A 21,209-nucleotide genomic window follows, 5' to 3' on the forward strand; every position below is an offset into this window, starting at 1 on the left:
GCGGGTTTCCGCCGACCTGCGAGGGGGATTTCCGCCACCCCGCCCCTTGTGGCGCGTTCCTGCAGCGCCCTACCATCGGCCACCTCCAGACCGGGAACCCGCCCCATGCGCGAGCGCACCATCGCCAGCCATTTCGTCCGTGCCGCCCTGCGTGGCCCGGCGCGTCATGGTCTGGACTGCAGTGCCCTGCTGCGCCAGGCCGGCATCCATCCGGCCCTGCTGGAAGAGCCCCGCGCGCGGGTTGCGCCCGAGCAATTCAGCCGGCTGATGCAGTTGCTGTGGGAGGCGCTGGACGACGAGTACATGGGCTTCGGCCGGCAGCGCAGCAAGCGCGGCACCTTCGCCATGATGTGCCACGCCATCATCCATTGCCGGTCCCTGGAAAAGGCCCTGGTGCGCGGCGCGCTGTTCTACGGGCTGTTCCCGGAAGCCCCGATGATCCGCCTGGAGCGCGAGGGCGAGTGCGTGCGCCTGAGCGTGGACGACAGCATGCTCTGGGACCCGGACCACTTCCTGGTGGAGAGCCTGCTGGTGATCTGGCACCGCCTGGGCAGTTGGCTGATCGGCCAGCGCATCCGCCTGGAGGAAGCCACCTTCGCCTATGCCGAGCCGGAGCACGTGGCCGAGTACGAGTTGCTCTTCCCCACCGCTCGCCGCTTTGGCGCAACGGACACCAGCCTGCTGTTCAATGCGCGCTACCTGGCCATGCCGCTGCTGCAGGACGAGCGAACGCTGAAGCACTTCCTCGAACACTCCCCCGCCGACCTGCTGGCCCGCCCGGATGGCGGCGACAGCCTGACCAGCCAGATCCGCCGCCTGCTGGGGCGCGACTGCCGCACCTGGCCGGACCTGGAGCGGGTCGCCCAGCAGCTGCACATGAGCCCCCAGACCCTGCGCCGCCACCTGCGGGAAGAAGGCTCCAGCTTCCAGGAACTGAAGGACCACCTGCGCCGCGACCTGGCGATCTACCACCTGGGGCGGGACGAGCTGTCCATCCAGGACCTGGCCGAGCAGCTCGGCTTCTCCGAGCCCTCGGCCTTTCACCGCGCCTTCAAGAAATGGACGGGGCTCACCCCCGGCGCCTACCGCGCCCAGGAAGCCTGACCCGCCCCCGCTTGTTCCTGGCCGTAGCCCTGACGTAACCCGGACGTAGCCCGGACTTCAGTCCGGGAGCTCTGCGGCGTCCAAGTCCCAGCGAACGCCCAGAACACCTGAAGCCCCCGCACGCACCTCAACGCACCCTCCTCTCCCACTTCGCTGAGCACCGCCACCTCGCGGATCTCGAAGTCCCGCACCAGGTACTCCATGCGCCGGGCGTGGAACGCCTGCATGTGGGGCAAGGCGGCGTGGAACTCCAGATCCGCCCGCGAGCGCCAGACCTCGAAGAAGATGAACAGTGTCGGGTCCTGAGCATCCCGCAGCATGTGGTACTCCAGGCAGCCGGCCTCGGCGCGGCTGGGTTCGACATAGGCGCGGAACAGCGCCTCGAAGTCATCGGCTTTCTCCGGGCGCAACTGGGCATGGAGGATGAAGGCATAGGGCGCGGTCATGGGCACTCCGTCGGGGGTCAAAGAGAGCACCAGCCTAGCGCACGGGTCCGCGGCCGATTCATGACTTTCACGCAAAGGCGATTTGAGCGGGAGACGGTGTTTCCCGCACCTGCCACTCGCTACGCTGCCGGCCATTCTTCGCTCCCATGAGGCCCTGGCCATGAAAAAGATTCTCCTGCTCAACGGCGGCAAGCAGTTCGCCCACTCTGACGGTCGCTACAACCAGACCCTGCACGAGGCGGCCCTCGCCTTCCTCGACCGCGCCGGATTCGAGGTGCAGGCCACCTTCATCGACGGCGGCTACGACATCGCCGAGGAAGTGCAGAAATTCCTCTGGGCCGATGTGATCGTCTGGCAGATGCCGGGCTGGTGGATGGGCGCGCCCTGGACGGTGAAGCGCTACATCGACGAGGTGTTCACCGCCGGTCACGGCAGCCTCTATGCCAACGATGGCCGTACCCGCTCGGACGCCTCGCAGAAGTACGGCAGCGGCGGCCTGCTGCATGGCAAGCGCTACATGATCTCCGCCACCTGGAATGCGCCCCGGCAGGCCTTCGACGACCCCACCGACTTCTTCGAAGCCAAGGGCGTGGACGCGGTGTACTTCCCCATCCACAAGGCCAACCAGTTCCTCGGCATGCAGCCGCTGCCGACCTTCCTCGCGGTGGATGTGATGAAGCGCCCCGACATCGACGGCGACGTGGCCCGCTACCGGGCGCACCTGGCCGAGGTCTTTGGCGTCGGCTCTCCGACCTGAGGCTCCGAGCGGCTGCTTCAGGCCGGGCGGGTTTCGGCCAGGGCCTGGAGCGCGTCGTCGGCGAGGCGATAGCGCACCAGGTCCTCCAGGGGGCCCGCGCTCAGGCGGCGATAGAACGCCAGCGCGGGCTCGTTCCACTCCATCACCATCCATTCCATGCGGCGGCAGCCACTCTCGCAGGCCACCCGGGCCAGGTGCGCGAGCAACGCCTTGCCAGCACCCAGGCCACGGTGCTCGTGGGAGACGTAGAGGTCTTCCAGGTAGAGGCTCTTGCGGCCCAGCCAGGTGGAATAGGCGTAGTAGTAGACGGCGAAGCCGATGGGCTGCCCCTCCACCTCGCAGATCAGCGCCTGGGCCGGCGAGTCGCAGGCGAACAGGCTCTGCTCGATGTCCGGGACGGTGGCGACCACCTGATGCTCGGCCTTTTCATATCGGGCCAGTTCGAGAATGAAGGTGAGGATCTGGCGGGCGTCGCTGCGCACGGCCGGGCGGATGTGAAGGCTCACGGGGACTCCCTGCCGATTGGCCTGGATAAGGCGGGGACGGTGCTGTCGGCAAAAGAGCGCCGAGCATAATCGCTGCCCATGAATCGCCCAAGGAGCATGTCCGGCGTCGGCATGGACGACTCGCACTAACCCAAAAAAGGCAGCCCGAGGGCTGCCTTTTGGGGTGGAGCGTCGACCGATCAGTTGCGGATCAGGTGATCGAAGGCGCTGAGGGAGGCCTTGGCACCCTCGCCGACCGCGATGACGATCTGCTTGTACGGCACGGTGGTGACGTCGCCGGCGGCGAAGATGCCGGGCAGCGAGGTTTCGCCACGGGCGTCGACGATGATCTCGCCACGGGGGCTCAGCTCGACGGTGCCTTTCAGCCAGTCGCTGTTGGGCAGCAGGCCGATCTGGACGAAGATGCCTTCCAACTCCAGGGTTTTGAACTCGTCGTTGGTGCGGTCCTTGTAGGTCAGGCCGGTGACCTTCTGGCCGTCGCCCTTCACTTCGCTGGTCAGCGCACTGGTGATCACCTCGACGTTGGGCAGGCTGTGCAGCTTCTTCTGCAGGACGGCGTCGGCGCGCAGCTTGCTGTCGAACTCGATCAGGGTGACGTGGGCAACGATGCCGGCCAGGTCGATGGCCGCCTCGACACCGGAGTTGCCCCCGCCGATCACCGCAACGCGCTTGCCCTTGAACAGCGGGCCGTCGCAGTGCGGGCAGTAGGCGACGCCGCGGCCGCGGTATTCCTGCTCGCCGGGGACGTTCATCTCACGCCAGCGGGCGCCGGTGGCGAGGATCACGGTCTTGGCCTTGAGGCTGGCACCGCTCTCGAACTTGACTTCGTGCAGGCCACCTTCGGCCTTGGCCGGGATCAGGGCGCTGGCACGCTGCAGGTTCATGATGTCGACGTCGTAGTGCTTGACGTGCTCTTCCAGCGCGCGGGCCAGTTTCGGGCCTTCGGTCTCCGGGACGGAGATGAAGTTCTCGATGGCCATGGTGTCCAGCACCTGGCCGCCGAAGCGCTCGGCGGCAACGCCGGTGCGGATGCCCTTGCGAGCGGCGTAGATGGCGGCCGAGGCACCGGCTGGGCCACCGCCTACCACCAGCACGTCGAAGGCGTCCTTGGCACTGAGCTTCTCGGCGTCGCGGGCGGCGGCGCCGGTGTCGATCTTGGCGAGGATCTCTTCCGCACCCATGCGGCCCTGGGCGAACAGCTCACCGTTCAGGTAGATGCTGGGCACGGACATGACCTGGCGCTGCTCGACCTCATCCTGGAACAGCGCGCCGTCGATGGACACGTTGCGGATGTTGGGGTTGAGCACGGCCATCAGGTTCAGCGCCTGCACCACGTCGGGGCAGTTCTGGCAGGACAGCGAGAAGTAGGTTTCGAAGTTGAACTCGCCTTCGAGGTTCTTGATCTGCTCGATCACGGCAGCGTCCAGCTTGGATGGGTGGCCGCCGACCTGGAGCAGGGCCAGGACCAGGGAGGTGAACTCGTGGCCCATGGGGATGCCGGCGAAGCGCAGGCTGATCTCGGCACCCGGGCGCTCCAGGGCGAAGGAGGGCTTGCGGGCGTCGTTGCCGTCTTCGCGCAGGGTGATCTTGTCGGTCAGGCCGACGATTTCCTGCAGGAGCTCGCGCAATTCGCGGGATTTGTCGCTGTCATCGAGGGACGCGACGATCTCGAACGGCTGGGTGACCTTTTCCAGGTAGGCCTTCAACTGGGTTTTAAGATTGGCGTCCAACATGACTGACTCCTTGGGTATTTCGGGCGTAAGGGGTCCCCGCGGCGGACGCTGCTGCGTCCGCCCTGCTCGCTCGGATTCGGGCTTTGTGCAGGGTGGCCAGCCGGTCGGCCGGCCACCGGGGGAAGGGTATTGCGTGACTTAGATCTTGCCGACCAGGTCCAGGGACGGGGCCAGGGTAGCGGCACCTTCCTTCCACTTGGCCGGGCACACTTCGCCCGGGTGGGCAGCGGTGTACTGGGCAGCTTTCAGCTTGCGCAGGGTCTCGGACACGTCACGGGCGATCTCGTTGGAGTGGATCTCGACGGTCTTGATGACGCCTTCCGGGTTGATCACGAAGGTGCCGCGCAGGGCCAGGCCTTCTTCCGGAATGTGCACGCCGAAGGCGTTGGTCAGTTGGTGGGTCGGATCGCCGATCAGCGGGAACTGAGCCTTGCCGACCGCCGGGGAGGTTTCGTGCCACACCTTGTGGGAGAAGTGGGTGTCGGTGGTCACGATGTAGACCTCGGCACCGGCCTTCTGGAACTCGGCGTAGTTGTTGGCGGCGTCTTCGATCTCGGTCGGGCAGTTGAAGGTGAAGGCTGCCGGCATGAAGATCAGGACCGACCACTTGCCCTTGAGGGACTCTTCGGTGACCTCAATGAACTTGCCATTGTGGAAAGCGTTGACCTTGAAGGGTTGTACGGAGGTATTGATCAGAGACATCCAGTTAGACCTCTTTTCCATGGGTGAAGGGTGGGTTGAAAAATCTACCCGACGAATACTAGGCGGTTACTCGGTAAAGAGCTTATTGATTGAGAGCATCGCCATCATTGGTTTACTAAATCAATGCTGCAGACCAGTGACTACGGGCCCTGCAGCGATTCAGCAGGCCCTGGCCAGGCCCTCTGCGCCGAGAATTCGCCGATGAACGGCCGACGATCAGACCATCACGACAGGCTCTCGTCCAGTACGACCACCAGCTTGCCGGCCACCTGGTTGCTCGCGAGCGTGTCGAATGCGAGCTGGATGTCGGCCGCCGCAAAGGCCTTTTCCAGTTGCGGCTTCACACGCCCCTCGGCGAACAGCGGCCAGACCTGCTGGTGCAGATCACGCAGCAGATCAGCCTTGAAGGCGTCGTCGCGGTTACGCAGGGTGGAGCCGATGAGCTGGATGCGCTTGCCCAGAACCTGTGCCATGTCCAGCTCGGCCTTGCGGCCGCCCATGAGGCCGATGTTGACCCAGCGACCGTCGTGAGCCAGCAGGTCAAGGTTCAGCGCGGCATAGCTGCCACCGACCGGGTCGAGTATCACGTCGAACGGGCCGAAATCCTTGAGGCCCTGTAGCTCATCGCCCCGCAGCGCGCCGCCCTGGGCGCCCAGGCTCACACAATAAGCCAGTCGCTCAGCCGAACCCACGCTGACCCAGACCGGGTTGCCGAACGCCTTGCACAACTGGATGGCCGCCGAACCGACGCCGCTGGCGCCCGCATGCAGCAGCACCTTTTCACCCGCGCCAAGCGCGGCGAGCTGGAACAGGTTGAGCCAGGCAGTGGCGTACACCTCAGGCACAGCGGCCGCCTCAGCCAGGGACAGCCCCTCCGGTACCGGCAAGGCATGGCGAGCATCCACCACCACCTCCTCGGCCATGCCACCGCCCGCCAGCAGCGCGCAGACCCGGTCACCAACCTCCCAGGCGCCCCCGGGACCGACCTCGGTTATGACCCCGGAACACTCCAGCCCGATCACGTCGCTGGCACCCAGCGGCGGGGGGTAATGACCCGCTGCCTGGAGCAGGTCGGCACGGTTCAAACCCGCCGCAGCGACACGGACTCTGACCTGGCCCACATCACAGCTCGGAACCGTGCGCTCTGCCCACTCCACGCGGCCTTCAATGCCTTGCAATGCTTTCACGCTGCCTCCATAGTGACCCCGGACCCGCCCGGCGCTGACCGCCGGGCTTTTGCTTTGCGCCGAAGGAACCCGGCGCCCTCAAATACGGCCTAATATGCGTTATCACCTGCCCCGACGTCGAATCAGCATGAAGCGTTCTCTGATCTGCTCCGCCCTTGCGTTCGTTTTCAGCATCAGCGCGCTCCCGCTGCATGCCTCCACCACCTCGGCAAGCGACAGCTGGGACTCTCTCCAGCCGGACCGCGAGCAGGTGATCGCCAGCCTCAATGTGGTCGAGTTGCTCAAGCGCCACCACTACAACAAACCGCCGCTGAACGACGAACGCTCGGTGAAGATCTACGAGGGCTACCTCAAGTTGCTCGACCCGGCGAAGATGTACTTCACCGCCGGTGACATCGCCGAATTCAACGCCTGGAAAACACAGTTCGACGACTTCCTGAAGAAAGGTGACCTGCAGCCCGGCTTCACCATCTACAAGCGTCACCTCGACCGCCTGAAGGAACGCCTGGACTTCGCCATTGCCATGCTCGGCAAAGGCGTCGACACCATCGACTTCACTGTCGACGAAACCCTGGAGACTGACCGCGAAAAAGCCACCTGGGCCAAGGACCGCGCCGCGCTGGACGACCTGTGGCGAAAGCGCGTGAAGGACGAGGTCCTGCGACTGAAGCTCGCCAACAAGGAGCCCAAGGCCATCCAGGAGCTGCTGATCAAGCGCTACAAGAACCAGCGCTCCCGCCTTGGGCAGACCCGGGGCGAAGACATCTTCCAGGCCTACATCAACGCCTTCGCCCAGACCTACGACCCCCACACCCAGTACCTCTCCCCGGACAATGCCGAGAACTTCGACATCAACATGAGCCTTTCGCTGGAAGGCATCGGTGCCGTCCTGCAGAGCGACAGCGAGCATGTGAAGGTGGTGCGCCTGGTTCCGGCCGGCCCCGCCGAGAAGAGCAAGCAGATCGCCCCGGCAGACAAGATCGTCGGCGTCGCCCAGGGCAATGGCGAAATGGTCGACGTGATCGGCTGGCGCCTGGATGAAGTGGTCAAGCTGATCCGCGGGCCCAAGGGCTCGGTGGTCCGCCTGGAAGTGGTACCCGCCAGCAACGCGCCGAACGACCAGACCAGCAAGATCGTCTCCATCACCCGCGAGGCGGTGAAGCTGGAAGAACAGGCTGCCAAGAAATCGGTGATCAAGCTCGAACACGACGGCCAATCGTTCAAGCTCGGCGTGATCGAGGTCCCGGCCTTCTACCTGGACTTCAAGGCCTTCCGCGCCGGCAACCCCGAGTACAAGAGCACCACCCGCGACGTGAAGAAGCTGCTGAGTGAGCTGCAGAAGGAAAAGGTCGACGGCGTGGTCATCGATCTGCGCAACAACGGCGGCGGTTCCCTGCAGGAGGCCACCGAGCTGACCGGCCTGTTCATCGATCAGGGCCCCACCGTACTCGTGCGCAACAGTGACGGCCGCGTCGATGTGCTGGCCGACGAGAACAGCGGCGTGTTCTACAAGGGCCCGATGGCCGTGCTGGTGAACCGACTGTCCGCCTCGGCCTCGGAGATCTTCGCTGGCGCCATGCAGGACTACCACCGTGCGCTGATCATTGGTGGCCAGACCTTCGGCAAGGGCACCGTGCAGACCATCCAGCCGCTCAATCACGGCGAACTGAAGCTGACCCTGGCCAAGTTCTACCGTGTCTCCGGCCAGAGCACCCAGCACCAGGGCGTGATCCCCGACATCGAGTACCCCTCGGTGGTGGATACCAAGGAAATCGGCGAGAGCGCCCTGCCCGAGGCAATGCCCTGGGACAGCATCCGCCCGGCCATCAAGCCGGAGGTCGACCCATTCCGCCCCTTCCTGGCCGAGCTGAAGGCCCGTCACGACGCACGTACCGCCCATAACCCTGACTTCGTCTACAGCCGCGAACGCCTGGCCCTGGCCCAGAAGCTGATGAAGGAAACCGTCGTCAGCCTCAACGAAGCCAAGCGCCGGGCCCAACAGACCGACATCGAGAACAAGCAGCTGGCCATGGAGAACGCCCGCCGCAAGGCCAAGGGCGAAGACCTGCTCAAGGAGCTGAAGAAGGAAGACGAGGACGCTCTGCCGGAGGACGACAAGACCAAGCCGGAAGACGACGCCTACCTAACCGAAACCGGTCAGATCCTGCTGGACTACCTGGGTCTGAACGCCACGGTGGCCAAGCACTGAGCGTCATCAGATCGTCACGAAACTGTCGTGAAATGCAGGGGCCGCTTATGCGGCCCCTTGCTTTTAGAGCCTCCTGTACGAGAGCCCCTCATGACAGTCACCGAGCAGTTGAGCGCCTTGGGCCAGATCCTCGCTCACGGCGACCTGAACAGCCTGTTCCAACCGATCTTCTCCCTTTCCGAGCGGCGCATCCTCGGCTACGAGGCCCTGACCCGCGGCCCCTCCAACAGCCCGCTGCACTCCCCCGTCACCCTGTTCGCCGTGGCCCGCCACGCTGGACGGCTGAGCGAACTGGAGATGGCCTGCCGCAAGCGAGCCTGCACCCGATTCCATGAGTTGAAACTGGACGGCAAGCTGTTCCTCAACGTTTCCCCCGAATCCCTGCTGGACCCAGCCCACCAGCCGGGTCGTACCCTGCAGATGCTGCAGGCTTTCGGCATCCCGCCGAGCGAGGTGGTCATCGAACTCACCGAGCAGGCCCCCACCGATGACTTCGCCCTGCTTGACACCGCCCTGCACCACTACCGAGCCATGGGCTTCTCCATTGCCCTGGACGACCTGGGTGCAGGCTATTCCAGTCTCCGCCTGTGGTCAGAGCTGCGCCCCGACTACGTGAAGATCGACCGTCACTTCATCGACGGCATCCACCAGGACGCAGTGAAGCGCGAGTTCGTCGGCTCCATCCTGAAGATGGCCAAGGCCTCCCGCGCCCAGGTCATCGCCGAGGGCATCGAGCTCAGCGAAGAACTGGCCGTGCTGGCCGAAATGGGCCTGGACCTGGTGCAGGGCTACCTGCTCTGCCGGCCCCAGGAGAACCCACCGCGAGAGGCCCGCACCTACCTGCCGCTACTGGACCGCGCCCAGAGCCAACTGGGCGAGGACAGCGCCGACCTCAAGCCCCTGCTCAACGAGCAGCCGGCCATGCACCGCAACACCCCCATCAGTGAAGTGCTGGAAGCCTTCCGCGTGCAGGCCAACCTGAACTCGGTGGCCGTGCTGGACGACCAGCAGCAACCCATCGGCATCGTCCACCGCCACCTACTCTCCGATGCGCTGCTCAAGCCCTTCGCCACCGACCTGTTCGCCCGCAAGCCCATCAGCCGGCTGATGAGCGATGACTTCCTCGCCGTGGAGATCGGCCAGTCCCTGCAGCAGGTCAGCCGCCTGCTCACCAGCCGGGCGCGGCAGCGGATCGAGGAAGACTTCGTGATCATTTCCGAGGGGCGCTACCTCGGCCTGGGGCGGGTGATCGACGTGCTCAAGCTGATCACCGAGATGAAGATTCAGCAGGCCCGCCACGCCAACCCACTGACCCTGCTACCGGGCAACGTGCCCATCCAGCAGTGCCTGAGCCGCCTGCTTCAGCAGGGACGTGCCGCACGGGTCTGCTACGTGGACATCGACAGCTTCAAGCCCTTCAACGACCTCTACGGCTACGCCAAGGGCGACGAAGTGCTGCTGTGCCTGGCGCAATGCCTGAACGAGCGCGTCGATCCAGCGCGGGATTTCGTCGGGCACATCGGCGGGGATGACTTCATGCTGGTGCTCGGCTCGGATGACTGGCGCAGCAAGCTCAACTTCCTGCTGGAGGACTTCCAGGGCCAGTGCCGGCGCTTCTACCGGGCCGACCACCTGCAGGCGGGCTGCTTCATCGCCCACAACCGCAGCGGCCAGCGCGAGGAGTTCCCCCTGCTGTCACTCTCCATCGGCGTGGTGAACCTGACGCCCGAGGCCTGCAGCCAGTTGGATGCCGGGCAACTGGCCGGCCTCGCCTCGGAGGCCAAGCGCCACGCCAAGGCCGTGCCCGGCTACAGCCTGCACATCCTCGACGCGGTCTAGGCGTTGTACGAAAAGTGCCTGCGCTCGGTGATGCTGCGTTGAAAACACCCTCGTGCGCGAGTCCGATCAGAATGCTCATTTACAACACGTGAACTGCGCTTCTTCGGGCGTTTTCGCCTTGCCTGACCTTCGCTCGACGACTTTTCGTACAGAGCCTAGGTTCGACTCAGAGCCCGAGCTGGGCGGCGCGACGATCCAGGCGTTCGGCGGCCTCGACATCCGCCGCCAACCCCGGCCCGCCCTCGCGGTACAGGTCCGCCAGCTTGCGCGCCGCGAGCGGGTGACCGGCCTGCTCCGCCAGACTCCACCAGTGGGCGGCCTGGGTCGCATCCGGTGCCTGCCGGGCGTCACCAGCCAACGCCAGTACGCCCAGTTGGTACGCCGACTTGCCATCCCCGGCCTGACCCGCCAGGCGCAGCAGGCGGATGCCTTCCTCCCGCGCACCGAAGCCCTGACCACGGTGCAGCAACAGGTGACCATAGAAACGCTGAGCCGCCACATGCCCGAGGTTGGCCTGCCGGGCGTACTGCCCCTGCATCCAGTTCCAGGTGCGCGGGTTGCGCACCAGCGACGGGAAACGCAGCAGCCAGCGAGCCACTGCGTAACCCAGCCAGGCGCGCAATTTCCAGATAGCCATCAGAGCTCCTCGGGGTAGTCGAATTCGAAGACGCGAACCACCTCGGCAGCATGCCAGGAGGCAGCAGCAACGCCGTCCGGAGGACCGGAGAAACGCCCCAGCCGTACCACGAACTCGAAGAAGCCCGTACGCGGCAGGCGGCTGGCACCCTGGCTGATCACCAGAGAACTGCGCAAAGGCCGTTCGGCACGGGCATCCAGTGCGGCCAGGTGTTCGAGGGCGGCGGTGAGGGTCTGCATCGCCGGGCTCGGCAGTTGCAGGCGCTCCACCAGGGCCCGGTAGGTGAGGAGATGGCGCTGTCGCCGCGCATCCTCCAGCTCATTCAACAGCGACTGCCAGTGCTGGCGACTGATGCGCACGCTCATTGCACCTCCCAGCCAGCGATACCCAGAGTCACGGCCAGGGACCGCTGGATGGCGGCATCAGGCTCGCGCTCACCCTCCTCGATCAGCCCCAGGTAGACCGGGCTGATACCCACCGCACGCGCCAATTGCTCGATGCTCTGGCCGCGGGCTTCGCGCAGTGCCCGCAGCTCGCGCAGGGGATGGGTATCGGCGGGGGCCGAGGCAGGCGCAGCCTGTCCGGCGGCCTGCAGCAGCGCCTGGTAATCGGCCCAGGGCAATACGGCGTATTCTGCTTCGCCGTCACGCATGATCACTTGCACGTTCATTGCAACTCCCGTGGACAGCAGTGCCGACGTCTCAGCACCTTCCTTGCAGGCGGCCATCTTAACAGGGCGAATCGGCCTACGGGGCCCTACATGAACGGAGCATGACCGGGTAGGCAGGCCCTCGGGATCAGTTGAATTCCTCTGACAGCTCTTGCGGTGCAGGGAGCTGTTCCAGGCGTGCGACCACCTCCGGTGCCTGGGCATCTCGCCAGCGACGGAACGCCTCCAGCTCCCGGCCCCAGGTGCGCATGACCCAAGCCAGCACCGCCAGATCATCGATCAGGCCCGCCCCCAGCACCCAGTCGGGGATCGCATCCACCGGCGTCAGGAAGTAGACCAGTCCGGCCACCACGGACAACAGTGCTTTGGGACTCAGATCCCGGTATTGCCCGCGAGCCCGCGCCACGCAAAGTGCCATCAGCAGCTTCAGGTCCTCCCGCGCCCCACCCAGACGCCCCCCCCTGGCGGGCGCTCTTTCGGGTGACGGCCAACAGCAAGGCCGGTAGCCGACCGCGGGCCAGGAATCGGCCAGCCAGGGGCAGGTAACGTTCGAAATTCCACGGTGCCTTCATGTCTCGAGTCTCCGAACCGCGTAGAACGGGCCCTTCGGCGGTTACTCACAGAAGCTGTGGATAACCTTGTTGACAGTGTATTGATTGCGCCATGAAAGCCCCGCACCACGAGGCTTCCGCTTAGATCGGCGATTTTTTCGCCACGCCGAAAAAATCCAACGAAATCAATCAGTTGATTTTTTGACCAGCCGCTGCGGCAGCCCGTCGCAGTGACAAATCCGTGGCTGCACGCCCGTGTGCATAACCATAACAGGCCGGTGTGTCTCCACCCCCTTTCAGACCTGCTGGTCGAGCCGGGGTTCGTTTGCTAACCCGCAGTTCCGTTACGGTCAGGAGCGCCTATCAAAAGCAAGGCACAAACGAAAACGCCCCGCTAAGCGGGGCGTCTGGTCGACCAGGCATTACTGCTGCGGGGCAGCACCTTGCTCAGCGCCTTGATCCTTGATGCCGATCAGTTCCAGGTCGAAGACCAGGACCGAGTTGGCCGGGATCGCCGGGCTCGGGCTCTGCGCTCCGTATGCAAGCTCGGACGGGATGTACAGCTTGTACTTCTCACCCACGTGCATCAGCTGCAGGCCTTCCACCCAACCGGGGATCACGCCACCCACCGGCAGGTCGATCGGGCTGCCACGCTGGATGGAGCTATCGAACACGGTGCCGTCAGTCAGCTTGCCTTCGTAATGGACAGTGACCACATCGGTGGGCTTGGGCTGGGCGCCGTCGGCCTTCTTGACCACTTCGTACTGCAGACCGGAAGCAGTGGTGGTGACTTCCTTGCGTTTGCCGTTCTCTTCCAGGAACTTCTTGCCCGCCTTGGCGGACTCTTCGTTCAGCTTGGTCATGCGCTCTTCGGCACGCTTCTGCAGGAAGGCGAAGGCTTCGACCAGCTCTTCGTCCTTCAGGCGCTGGTCCTTCTTGCCGATGGCGTCTTCGATACCCAGGGCGACGGCTTTGGAATCCAGGTCATCCATGCCTTCCTGGGCGAGGCTCTTGCCCATGTTCAGGCCGATACCGTAAGACGCCTTCTGGGCCGGGGTCTTCAGCTCGACGCTGCTGGTCTGGGAGTCGCAGCCTGCGAGCACCAGGCCCACCAGGGCCACCGCTGCCGCCAACCGAGTTTGTTTCATGCTGATTCCTTAGTCTGTACGCCGTGAGGGCATGTTCGAAGAAGCGGCGAGCTTAGCAGGCCGCTGCGATCAGTGGCTATGGGCACTTAGGATCGAAAACAGGGGAATAAGTTCAGCGTCAGGGCGAGGATTTTGCGGCTTTTCACGGCCATTCGCCTGATCCGGAATCGCACCGAAAAAACCGGGACAAACGAAAAAGCCCTCAGGTATCGCTACCTGAGGGCTTTGCAATATGGCGCAGCGGACGGGACTCGAACCCGCGACCCCCGGCGTGACAGGCCGGTATTCTAACCGACTGAACTACCGCTGCGCGTTACCCCGAGATTGGTGGGTGATGACGGGATCGAACCGCCGACCCTCTGCTTGTAAGGCAGATGCTCTCCCGGCTGAGCTAATCACCCTTCACTCTCGAAGTGGTGCGCATTCTAGGGATGCATTCGAACTCTGGCAAGCCCTTTTTCAAAAATTTTTTTCAGCCGTTCCAAAGGCTTAGCGCAGGGTTGGCCTGCAGGCCCGGGACGAGAATAATGCGGCCTTTGTTTCTGGAGAGTTCCTCTTATGTGGTTCCGCAACCTGCTCGTCTATCGCCTCACCCAGGATGTGCCCTTCGACGCCGATGCCCTGGAGGCCGCCCTGGCCACCAAGCCGGCCCGCCCCTGCGCCAGCCAGGAACTGACCACCTACGGCTTCGTGGCGCCTTTCGGCAAAGGTGCGGACGCGCCGCTGGTCCACGTGAGCGAGGGCTTCATGCTGGTGGCCGCCCGCAAGGAGGAACGCATCCTGCCCGGCAGTGTGGTGCGGGACGCCTTGAAGGAGAAGGTCGACGAGATCGAGACCCAGCAGATGCGCAAGGTCTATAAGAAGGAGCGCGACCAGTTGAAGGACGAGATCGTCCAGACCCTGCTGCCCCGCGCCTTCATCCGCAAGTCGGCCACCTTCGCCGCCATCGCCCCGGCCCAGGGCCTGATCCTGGTGGACGCCTCCAGCCCGAAGCGCGCCGAAGACCTGCTCTCCACCCTGCGCGAGGCCATCGGCTCGCTGCCGGTGCGCCCTGCCTCGGTGAAGATTGCCCCCACCGCCACCCTCACCGAGTGGGTCAAGACCCAGGAAGCCGCCAAGGACTTCTACGTCCTCGACGAATGCGAGCTGCGTGACACCGACGAAGACGGCGGCGTGGTGCGCTGCAAGCGCCAGGACCTGACCAGCGACGAGATCCAGCTGCACCTTTCTTCCGGCAAGCTGGTCACCCAGCTTTCCCTGGCCTGGCAGGACAAGCTCTCCTTCATCCTCGACGACAAGCTGGTGATCAAGCGCCTGCGCTTCGAAGACCTGCTGCAGGAGAAGGCCGAGCAGGACGGCGGCGAAGACGCCCTCGCCCAACTGGATGCCAGCTTCACCCTGATGATGCTGACACTGGTGGAGTTCCTGCCCCAACTGCTCGACGCCCTCGGCGGCGAAGAGATTCCCCAGGGCATCTGAACCTCCCGAAGCGCCGGCCAAGAGCCGGCGCTTTCACGATAACGACAAGGAATGACCATGCGCGCCCTCGCTGCCCTGAGCCGCTTCGTCGGCAACACCTTCGCCCTCTGGATCCTGCTGTTCGCCGTGCTGGCGTTCTGCGTCCCGGCGCCCTTCCTGCCGATCACCCAATGGATCGTGCCGTTGCTGGGGCTGGTGATGTTCGGCATGGGCCTGACACTGAAGGCAGCGGATTTCCGCGAAGTCGCGCGGCGGCCACTGTGGGTGCTGATTGGCGTGCTGGCCCAGTTCATCGTCATGCCGAGCCTGGCCTGGTTGCTCTGCCGGATTCTGCAGCTACCACCAGAGATCGCCGTCGGCGTCATTCTGGTCGGCTGCTGCCCGGGCGGCACGGCCTCGAACGTGATGACCTGGTTCTCCCGCGGGGATGTGGCGTTGTCCGTCGCCATCACCGCCGTCACCACCCTGCTGGCACCACTGGTCACGCCCGCCCTGATCTGGCTGCTGGCCTCGGCCTGGCTGCCGGTGCAGTTCAGTGCCCTGTTCATGTCCATCCTGCAGGTGGTGCTGGCGCCCATTGCCCTCGGCATCGTGGCGCAGCGCCTGCTGGGCGCACGGGTGCAGGTGGCCGAGCAGGTGCTGCCATTGGTCTCGGTGCTGTGCATCGTCGCCATCGTGGCCGGCGTCGTCGCTGCCAGCCAGGCGAAGATCGCCGAATCCGGCCTGCTGATCATGGCAGTAGTGGTGCTGCACAACGGCTTCGGCCTGGCGCTGGGCTACCTCGCCGGCCGCGTCTTCGGCCTGCCGCTGGCCCAGCGCAAGACCCTTTCCATCGAAGTGGGCATGCAGAACTCCGGGCTCGGCGCGGCCTTGGCCAACGCCCACTTCTCACCCCTGGCCGCCGTGCCGAGCGCGCTCTTCAGCGTCTGGCACAACCTCTCGGGGTCATTGTTGGCCGCCATCTTCCGACGCATGAGCGAAACCGATTCCGACAGCCGCACATAGCACTGACGGACAGCCACCTGGCAGTACGGACTTGTCCACCCAGCCAAAATGTGCAAAATACTGCGCAAACGCAGGGACGGCCCTGCCACTTCCAGCCACGCCTTCAGTGCGGCGCTGCAGTGACCACCCGGGGACGGCCCCCATTCCGCCCCCTCTGGAGGTCACCATGTCCTGGATCATCCTGTTCTTCGCCGGCCTGTTCGAAGTGGGTTGGGCCGTCGGCCTGAAGTACACCGAAGGCTTCACCCGCCCGCTGCCCACCGCCCTCACCGTGCTGGCCATGGCCATCAGCCTCGGCCTGCTGGGCCTGGCCATGAAGCACCTGCCCCTGGGTACCGCCTACGCGATCTGGACCGGCATCGGTGCCGTCGGCACCGTCATCGCCGGCGTCATCCTGTTCGGCGAATCGGTCGCGCTGATGCGCCTGGGCAGCGTCGCCCTGATCATCTTCGGGCTGATCGGGCTCAAGATGAGCACCTGAATCACACCCATGAAAAAGCCCGCCTTCTGGCGGGCTCTTTCATTCCGGGGGTCGATCAGCGCACATCACCGCGCAGCGCCGCCACCGACGCCTGCAGACTGAGGCGGTCCACCGTCTCCGGCGCCAGCGCCGGGCCTGCCACCAGGTTGATGTGGGACCAGAAGCGCCTGAAGAAGCCCTTGTTCGGGTCGCGGCTGAAGAAGCTGCCCCACAGGCCCTGCAGCGCCATCGGGATCACCGGCACCGGGTTCTGTTCGAGGATGCGCTCCACACCGCTCTTGAACTCATTCATCTCACCATCGCCGGTCAGCTTGCCCTCGGGGAAGATGCACACCACCTCGCCGGCCTTCAGGTACTCGTCGATCTTCTTGAACGCACGGTCGTAGACCAGCAGGTCCTCGCTGCGGCCGGCGATCGGCACGGTGCCGGCCGTGCGGAAGATGAAGTTGAGCACCGGCAGGTTGTAGATCTTGTAGTACATGACAAAACGCACCGGCCGGCGCACGGCGCCGCCGATCAGCAGCGCGTCGACAAAGGACACGTGGTTGCACACCAGCAGCGCCGCGCCCTCCTCCGGGATCGCCTCCAGGCCGCGATGGTGCACGCGGTACATGGAGTGGCCGAGCAGCCACACCAGAAAGCGCATGCTGAACTCGGGGACGATCTTGAAGATGTAGCTGTTCACCGCGATGTTCATCAGCGACACCACCAGGAACAGCTGCGGGATCGACAGCCCGGCCACGCTCAGGAACAGGATCGAGGCGATAGCCGAAACCACCATGAACAAGGCGTTGAGGATGTTGTTGGCCGCGATCACCCGCGCCCGCTCGTTCTCGGCGGTGCGCGACTGGATCAGGGCATACAGCGGCACGATGTAGAAGCCGCCGAACAGGCCGATACCGAAGATGTCCGCCAGGATCATCCACGCCTGCGGCTCGCTCAGCACCGCCAGCCAGTCATGGGGCTGGGCCCCCTGTGGGAAGCCACCGGAGTGCCACCACAGCAGGATGCCGAACAGCGTCAGGCCAATGGAGCCGAAGGGCACCAGGCCGATCTCCACCTTGCCGCCGGAGAGCCGCTCGCACAGCATCGAGCCCATGGCGATACCCACCGAGAACACCGTGAGGATCAGCGTCACCACGCTCTCATCGCCGTACAGCAGATCCTTCGAATACTCCGGGATCTGCGTCAGGTAGACGGCACCAAGGAACCAGAACCAGGAGTTACCCACCAGCGAGCGCGACACCGACGGCCGCTGCTCCAGGCCCAAGCGCAGGATGCGCCAGGACTGCACGAAGATGTTCCACTCCAGCTTCAGCTCCGGCATGGTCGCCGCCGCACGGGGAATGCCCCGGCTGGCCAGGTAGCCCAGGCAGGCAGTGAGCAGGATGGCGCCGGCCACGATCGGCTCGTAGTTCGCGGCGGACATCATGATGCCCGCGCCGATGGTGCCGGCGAGGATCGCCAGGAAGGTGCCCATCTCCACCAGCGCGTTGCCTCCCACCAGCTCCTGCTCTCGCAGAGTCTGGGGCAGGATCGAGTACTTCACCGGGCCGAACAGCGCCGAGTGGGTCCCCATGGCGAACAATGCCGCCAGCAGCAGCCAGAGGTTGTCGAAGAAGAAGCCCAGCGCACCGACCGCCATGATGACGATCTCCGCCAGCTTGATGACACGGATCAGGGCGTCCTTGGCGTACTTCTCACCGAATTGGCCGCCCAGAGCGGAAAACAGGAAGAACGGCAGGATGAACAACAGCGCGCAGAGGTTGACGTAGATCCCCTTGTCGCCGGAGATCGCCAGCTTGTAGAGGATCGCCAGGATCAGCGACTGCTTGAAGATGTTGTCGTTGAAGGCCCCGAGCAGCTGGGTCACGAAGAACGGCAGAAAGCGCCGAGTGCCCAGCAGAGCGAATTGCGAATGTTGGCTCATCGTCCTTGGTACCTGATGGTTGGCGAGAATGCGCCCCGCAGGGGATCGCACGTCGCTGATTGGACATCAGGACCCGGTCGGAAAGCCACATCTGCCGCGAGGATGTTTGAAACGGCGCGGATTTCCTGCCTAGATCGGCAACTGCCCCAGGTACGCCCGCAGCGCGAAGAACAGCAGCAGCCCACCGAGGATGGTCGCCAGCAGGTGCCGGGTCAGCGCGGCAATGAGGATGCAGCCCAACCCGCCCAGCAGGTAGGCGTTGTCCAGCGCCACGGCCAGGTGCTCACCGTCAGGCATCAGCATGCCCGGCACCACGATGGCGGTGAGCACCGCAGTGGGCACGTAGTGCAGCCCCTGGCGCACCACCGGTGGGAAGCGCAGGTCCGGCCAGGCGAACAGGCTGTAGCGAATGGCGAAGGTGATCGCGGCCATGCCGAGGATCAGCAACCAGGTTTCCATCACAGGGCCTCCCCCAGCAGGTCCAGACGATCACGGCGCTCCAGCACCACGCCCACCACGATGCCGGCCAGCGCCGCCGCCATCAGCCCGAGCTTGTAGGGCAGGCCCTGGCACGCCACCGCCACCGCGCCGGCCACCAGCGCCGCCGCCACCTGCGGGCGGTTGCGCAGCATGGGCACGACGATGCCGATGAAGGTCGCCAGCATGGCGAAGTCCAGCCCCCAGGCCGCCAGGTTGGGCACCGCCTGGCCGAACACCACCCCCACCAGGGTGTAGGACACCCAGCTCAGGTACATCGCCAGCGCCGCACCAAGGAAGTACCAGTGCTTGAGCGGCGAGTCGTCCTCCTCCGCATAACGGTGCTGCACCACGGCGAATGCCTCGTCGGTGAGCCAGAAGGCCAGCAACAGGCGCCAGCGCCGCGGCAGGTGCCGCACGAAAGGTTGCAAGGTGGCGCTGTAGAGGGCGTGGCGCAGGTTCACCACCAGGGTGGTGAGCAGCACCACCGCCACCCCGGCACCGCCACCCAGCAGGGTGATGGCGATGAACTGGGCCGAGCCGGCGAACACCAGCAGGGACATGCCCAGGGTCTGCCAGGCATCGAGGCCAGCGCCGGCGGCCAGGGTGCCGTAGATGATGCCGAAGGGCATGGCGCCGATGAGCATCGGCACAATGTCGCGCACGCCGCGGACGAATTCTGTAGAGCGGGACATGGGATTCTCCTTGTCCCCGTACTCTGCCAGCCGACGCTCAGTCGGTCTTGAACGATCTTGCGCTGGCGGTCCGGTACTCGCCGGGGCCTATACCGTAGGTCTGCTTGAACTGACGGGTCAGGTGGCTCTGGTCGGCAAAGCCCAACTGCATGGCCACCGACAACGGCGCACAACCGCTGCGCAGCATGGCCCGTGCCTGCTCCAGGCGACGCTGCTTGAGCCACGTGTGGGGAGGCATCCCGGTGGAACGCTGGAAGACCCGGGCAAAGTGGAACGGCGAAAGCCCCACCAGGGCAGCCAGCTCCTCCAGGGATGGAGGCGAGGCCAGGCGCGCTGCCAGCACCTCGCGGGCCAGCGCCACGGCCTGGGGCTCCTGCCCCGCCGGCCGTGGAGCACCGATGCGCGCATGACGACTGAACAGCAGCAGGATCGCCTCACGCCAGGCCACCTGCTGCTCCAGGGCCGAGGCATTGCGCTCCAGCAGGCAGTGCAGGTCGAGGAAGCGGCGGGTCACCTCAGGGTCATGCAGCACGCTGTCGGCGAAGGTGGGCAGGCCACCGGTGGCGATCTCCAGCTCGTCCAGCACATCGGTCACCCGGTGCAGGTCGGGGTAGAACCCTCGGTAGCGCCACCCTTGCTCATGGGCCTTGGAGCCGGTGTGCAGTTCGTCAGGGTTGATCAGCACCATGCTGCCGACGGCGGCCAGGTGATCGCTGCCGCGATGACGAAAACGCTGAGCGCCGGATTCGAGGATGGTGAAGACGTACCCCTCATGCACATGGGGCGCGAAGCGCTGCTGGATGTAGCGCGCGTGCAGGAGTTCGACCCCGCTCAGCGCACTGGCCTGCCAGAAGCGCGTGCGCTCACCGCCCGTGTTCATTGGACGAATGCGGCTTCCAGGGCCTGCTTCAGCGCCGGCCACTCGTGGTCGGTGATGCTGAACATGACGCTGTCGTCCAGGCGTCCATCGGCCAGGCGGCGGTGGTTGCGCAGCACGCCCTCGCGCACCGCACCGAGCTTCTCGATGGCCCGCTGCGAGCGCAGGTTGCTGCCGGCGGTCTTCAGTTGCACCCGTACTACCTGCCACTCCTCGAAGGCATGACGCAACATCAGGTACTTGATCGAGGCATTGAGGCCAGTGCCGTGCTCACTGCCGGCCAGCCAGGTCCAGCCGATCTCCACGGCGGGCAGGGCGGGCATGAATTCGGCGAATCGGCTGGTGCCCACCAGGCGGTCACCCAGGCGGATGGCGAACACCACGGCCTGGCCTTCTCGCTGCTGGGCGATGGCCTGGCGATACCAGTCCGGCCGCAGCGGGCCGCTCATGTAGACCAGTTCGTTGCGATTGGCTTCGGCCAGGGCCGCCAACTCGCTGACATCGGCCTCCCCCAGTGGCTCCAGGCGCAATGCGCCACGCTGCAGGGTGACCGGTTGCGGATTGAACATCTGCGCCCTCCTCAGGCGAATAACCCCTGCCCGTTCTACGCGACAACCGGACGCGGTTGCCTGGCAGGGCTGCGGCGGGCTCCAGGCCCGGCGCGGCAAGCCAAGCTAACAGCCCGGCAAGAGGCGCTCAAGTCCGCCTGCGACCTTGGTAGCAGCCGCCTGACGGAAATGACCTTTGGTGCGAAACTGCAGCCTGTGCCCGGGCCC

The 21,209-nt window shown here is 65.1% G+C and carries 20 protein-coding genes, 2 tRNA genes and 2 pseudogenes; 7 read left to right on the plus strand and 17 right to left on the minus strand.

The window, feature by feature from the left end:
* The first annotated feature begins 105 nt into the window (after nucleotides 1-105).
* The gene (locus A9G05_RS10175) at nucleotides 106-1,104 is read left to right on the plus strand and encodes an AraC family transcriptional regulator (protein WP_069560858.1); all 999 of its coding nucleotides are present in this window, start codon (nucleotides 106-108) and stop codon (nucleotides 1,102-1,104) included.
* A gap of 152 nt (nucleotides 1,105-1,256) precedes the next feature.
* Here A9G05_RS10175 and A9G05_RS28070 read toward each other — a convergent pair.
* Nucleotides 1,257-1,550 (minus strand): annotated as a pseudogene (locus tag A9G05_RS28070) (putative quinol monooxygenase); the annotation flags it as partial.
* Between the two features lie 160 nt (nucleotides 1,551-1,710).
* On the opposite strand from A9G05_RS28070, the gene A9G05_RS10185 reads away from it, so the two are divergent.
* The gene (locus A9G05_RS10185; protein ID WP_069560859.1) at nucleotides 1,711-2,307 is read left to right on the plus strand and encodes an NAD(P)H-dependent oxidoreductase; all 597 of its coding nucleotides are present in this window, start codon (nucleotides 1,711-1,713) and stop codon (nucleotides 2,305-2,307) included.
* Between the two features lie 17 nt (nucleotides 2,308-2,324).
* Here the strand turns inward: A9G05_RS10185 and A9G05_RS10190 are convergent, their stop codons facing one another.
* The 4 genes from A9G05_RS10190 to A9G05_RS10205 all read right to left on the minus strand — a co-directional run bounded on the left by A9G05_RS10190 (nucleotide 2,325) and on the right by A9G05_RS10205 (nucleotide 6,435).
* Nucleotides 2,325-2,813 carry a GNAT family N-acetyltransferase gene (locus A9G05_RS10190; protein ID WP_069560860.1) on the minus strand — a complete coding sequence of 163 codons (489 nt, stop codon included), beginning with the start codon at nucleotides 2,811-2,813 and terminating at the stop codon, nucleotides 2,325-2,327.
* 179 nt (nucleotides 2,814-2,992) lie between these two features.
* On the minus strand, nucleotides 2,993-4,546 hold the full coding sequence (gene ahpF / locus A9G05_RS10195; RefSeq protein WP_069560861.1) for an alkyl hydroperoxide reductase subunit F: 1,554 nt from the start codon (nucleotides 4,544-4,546) through the stop codon (nucleotides 2,993-2,995).
* 138 nt (nucleotides 4,547-4,684) lie between these two features.
* Nucleotides 4,685-5,248, minus strand: a complete 564-nt coding sequence (gene ahpC / locus A9G05_RS10200; RefSeq protein ID WP_044406148.1) for an alkyl hydroperoxide reductase subunit C — start codon at nucleotides 5,246-5,248, stop codon at nucleotides 4,685-4,687.
* Nucleotides 5,249-5,472: 224 nt separating this feature from the next.
* A complete protein-coding gene (locus tag A9G05_RS10205) occupies nucleotides 5,473-6,435 on the minus strand; it encodes an NAD(P)H-quinone oxidoreductase (protein ID WP_069560862.1) in 963 nt (320 codons plus the stop codon).
* A 127-nt stretch (nucleotides 6,436-6,562) separates the two neighbouring features.
* Here A9G05_RS10205 and A9G05_RS10210 point away from each other — a divergent pair, with 127 nt between their 5' ends.
* Both A9G05_RS10210 and A9G05_RS10215 read left to right on the plus strand, forming a co-directional pair.
* Complete coding sequence (locus tag A9G05_RS10210; protein WP_069560863.1) at nucleotides 6,563-8,644, plus strand: carboxy terminal-processing peptidase; 2,082 nt, start codon at nucleotides 6,563-6,565, stop codon at nucleotides 8,642-8,644.
* Between the two features lie 90 nt (nucleotides 8,645-8,734).
* Nucleotides 8,735-10,483, plus strand: coding sequence for a bifunctional diguanylate cyclase/phosphodiesterase (locus A9G05_RS10215; protein ID WP_069560864.1), 1,749 nt, complete (start codon nucleotides 8,735-8,737; stop codon nucleotides 10,481-10,483).
* A gap of 166 nt (nucleotides 10,484-10,649) precedes the next feature.
* Here the strand turns inward: A9G05_RS10215 and A9G05_RS10220 are convergent, their stop codons facing one another.
* From A9G05_RS10220 to A9G05_RS10250, 7 genes and pseudogenes are all read right to left on the minus strand, one after another.
* Complete coding sequence (locus A9G05_RS10220) at nucleotides 10,650-11,120, minus strand: sel1 repeat family protein (protein WP_069560865.1); 471 nt, start codon at nucleotides 11,118-11,120, stop codon at nucleotides 10,650-10,652.
* Nucleotides 11,120-11,485 carry a hypothetical protein gene (locus tag A9G05_RS10225; RefSeq protein WP_069560866.1) on the minus strand — a complete coding sequence of 122 codons (366 nt, stop codon included), beginning with the start codon at nucleotides 11,483-11,485 and terminating at the stop codon, nucleotides 11,120-11,122. Before A9G05_RS10225 ends, A9G05_RS10220 begins: the two co-directional genes overlap by 1 nt.
* Entirely contained in the window at nucleotides 11,482-11,790 is a 309-nt protein-coding gene (locus A9G05_RS10230) for a helix-turn-helix domain-containing protein (protein WP_069560867.1), read from the minus strand. Before A9G05_RS10230 ends, A9G05_RS10225 begins: the two co-directional genes overlap by 4 nt.
* A gap of 127 nt (nucleotides 11,791-11,917) precedes the next feature.
* Nucleotides 11,918-12,362, minus strand: a pseudogene (locus A9G05_RS10235) (YkvA family protein).
* A gap of 401 nt (nucleotides 12,363-12,763) precedes the next feature.
* The gene (locus tag A9G05_RS10240; RefSeq protein ID WP_069560869.1) at nucleotides 12,764-13,489 is read right to left on the minus strand and encodes an FKBP-type peptidyl-prolyl cis-trans isomerase; all 726 of its coding nucleotides are present in this window, start codon (nucleotides 13,487-13,489) and stop codon (nucleotides 12,764-12,766) included.
* Nucleotides 13,490-13,722: 233 nt separating this feature from the next.
* A tRNA-Asp gene (locus tag A9G05_RS10245) sits at nucleotides 13,723-13,799 on the minus strand.
* A 15-nt stretch (nucleotides 13,800-13,814) separates the two neighbouring features.
* Nucleotides 13,815-13,890: transfer RNA gene (locus tag A9G05_RS10250), tRNA-Val, on the minus strand.
* Between the two features lie 157 nt (nucleotides 13,891-14,047).
* Between A9G05_RS10250 and rdgC the strand changes: the two genes are divergently transcribed.
* The 3 genes from rdgC (at nucleotide 14,048) to sugE (ending at nucleotide 16,454) form a co-directional block, all read left to right on the plus strand.
* Entirely contained in the window at nucleotides 14,048-14,968 is a 921-nt protein-coding gene (rdgC, locus tag A9G05_RS10255; RefSeq protein ID WP_044406173.1) for a recombination-associated protein RdgC, read from the plus strand.
* 57 nt (nucleotides 14,969-15,025) lie between these two features.
* On the plus strand, nucleotides 15,026-15,973 hold the full coding sequence (locus tag A9G05_RS10260; RefSeq protein WP_069560870.1) for a bile acid:sodium symporter family protein: 948 nt from the start codon (nucleotides 15,026-15,028) through the stop codon (nucleotides 15,971-15,973).
* Between the two features lie 166 nt (nucleotides 15,974-16,139).
* Nucleotides 16,140-16,454, plus strand: a complete 315-nt coding sequence (sugE, locus tag A9G05_RS10265) for a quaternary ammonium compound efflux SMR transporter SugE (protein WP_069560871.1) — start codon at nucleotides 16,140-16,142, stop codon at nucleotides 16,452-16,454.
* 55 nt (nucleotides 16,455-16,509) lie between these two features.
* Here the strand turns inward: sugE and A9G05_RS10270 are convergent, their stop codons facing one another.
* The 5 genes from A9G05_RS10270 to A9G05_RS10290 all read right to left on the minus strand — a co-directional run bounded on the left by A9G05_RS10270 (nucleotide 16,510) and on the right by A9G05_RS10290 (nucleotide 21,002).
* Nucleotides 16,510-18,384: an MFS transporter gene (locus A9G05_RS10270; RefSeq protein WP_069560872.1), complete on the minus strand. Its 1,875-nt coding sequence runs from the start codon at nucleotides 18,382-18,384 to the stop codon at nucleotides 16,510-16,512.
* Nucleotides 18,385-18,513: 129 nt separating this feature from the next.
* On the minus strand, nucleotides 18,514-18,843 hold the full coding sequence (locus A9G05_RS10275; protein ID WP_044406183.1) for an AzlD domain-containing protein: 330 nt from the start codon (nucleotides 18,841-18,843) through the stop codon (nucleotides 18,514-18,516).
* Nucleotides 18,843-19,556 carry an AzlC family ABC transporter permease gene (locus tag A9G05_RS10280; protein ID WP_069560873.1) on the minus strand — a complete coding sequence of 238 codons (714 nt, stop codon included), beginning with the start codon at nucleotides 19,554-19,556 and terminating at the stop codon, nucleotides 18,843-18,845. Before A9G05_RS10280 ends, A9G05_RS10275 begins: the two co-directional genes overlap by 1 nt.
* 37 nt (nucleotides 19,557-19,593) lie before the next feature.
* Nucleotides 19,594-20,436 carry an AraC family transcriptional regulator gene (locus A9G05_RS10285; protein ID WP_069560874.1) on the minus strand — a complete coding sequence of 281 codons (843 nt, stop codon included), beginning with the start codon at nucleotides 20,434-20,436 and terminating at the stop codon, nucleotides 19,594-19,596.
* The gene (locus A9G05_RS10290) at nucleotides 20,433-21,002 is read right to left on the minus strand and encodes a GNAT family N-acetyltransferase (protein WP_069560875.1); all 570 of its coding nucleotides are present in this window, start codon (nucleotides 21,000-21,002) and stop codon (nucleotides 20,433-20,435) included. The genes A9G05_RS10285 and A9G05_RS10290 overlap by 4 nt, the downstream gene beginning before the upstream one ends.
* Between the last annotated feature and the right edge of the window lie 207 nt (nucleotides 21,003-21,209).

Origin of the sequence: Pseudomonas sp. ENNP23 (assembly GCF_001728945.1) — a bacterium.
Taxonomy (GTDB): domain Bacteria; phylum Pseudomonadota; class Gammaproteobacteria; order Pseudomonadales; family Pseudomonadaceae; genus Metapseudomonas; species Metapseudomonas otitidis.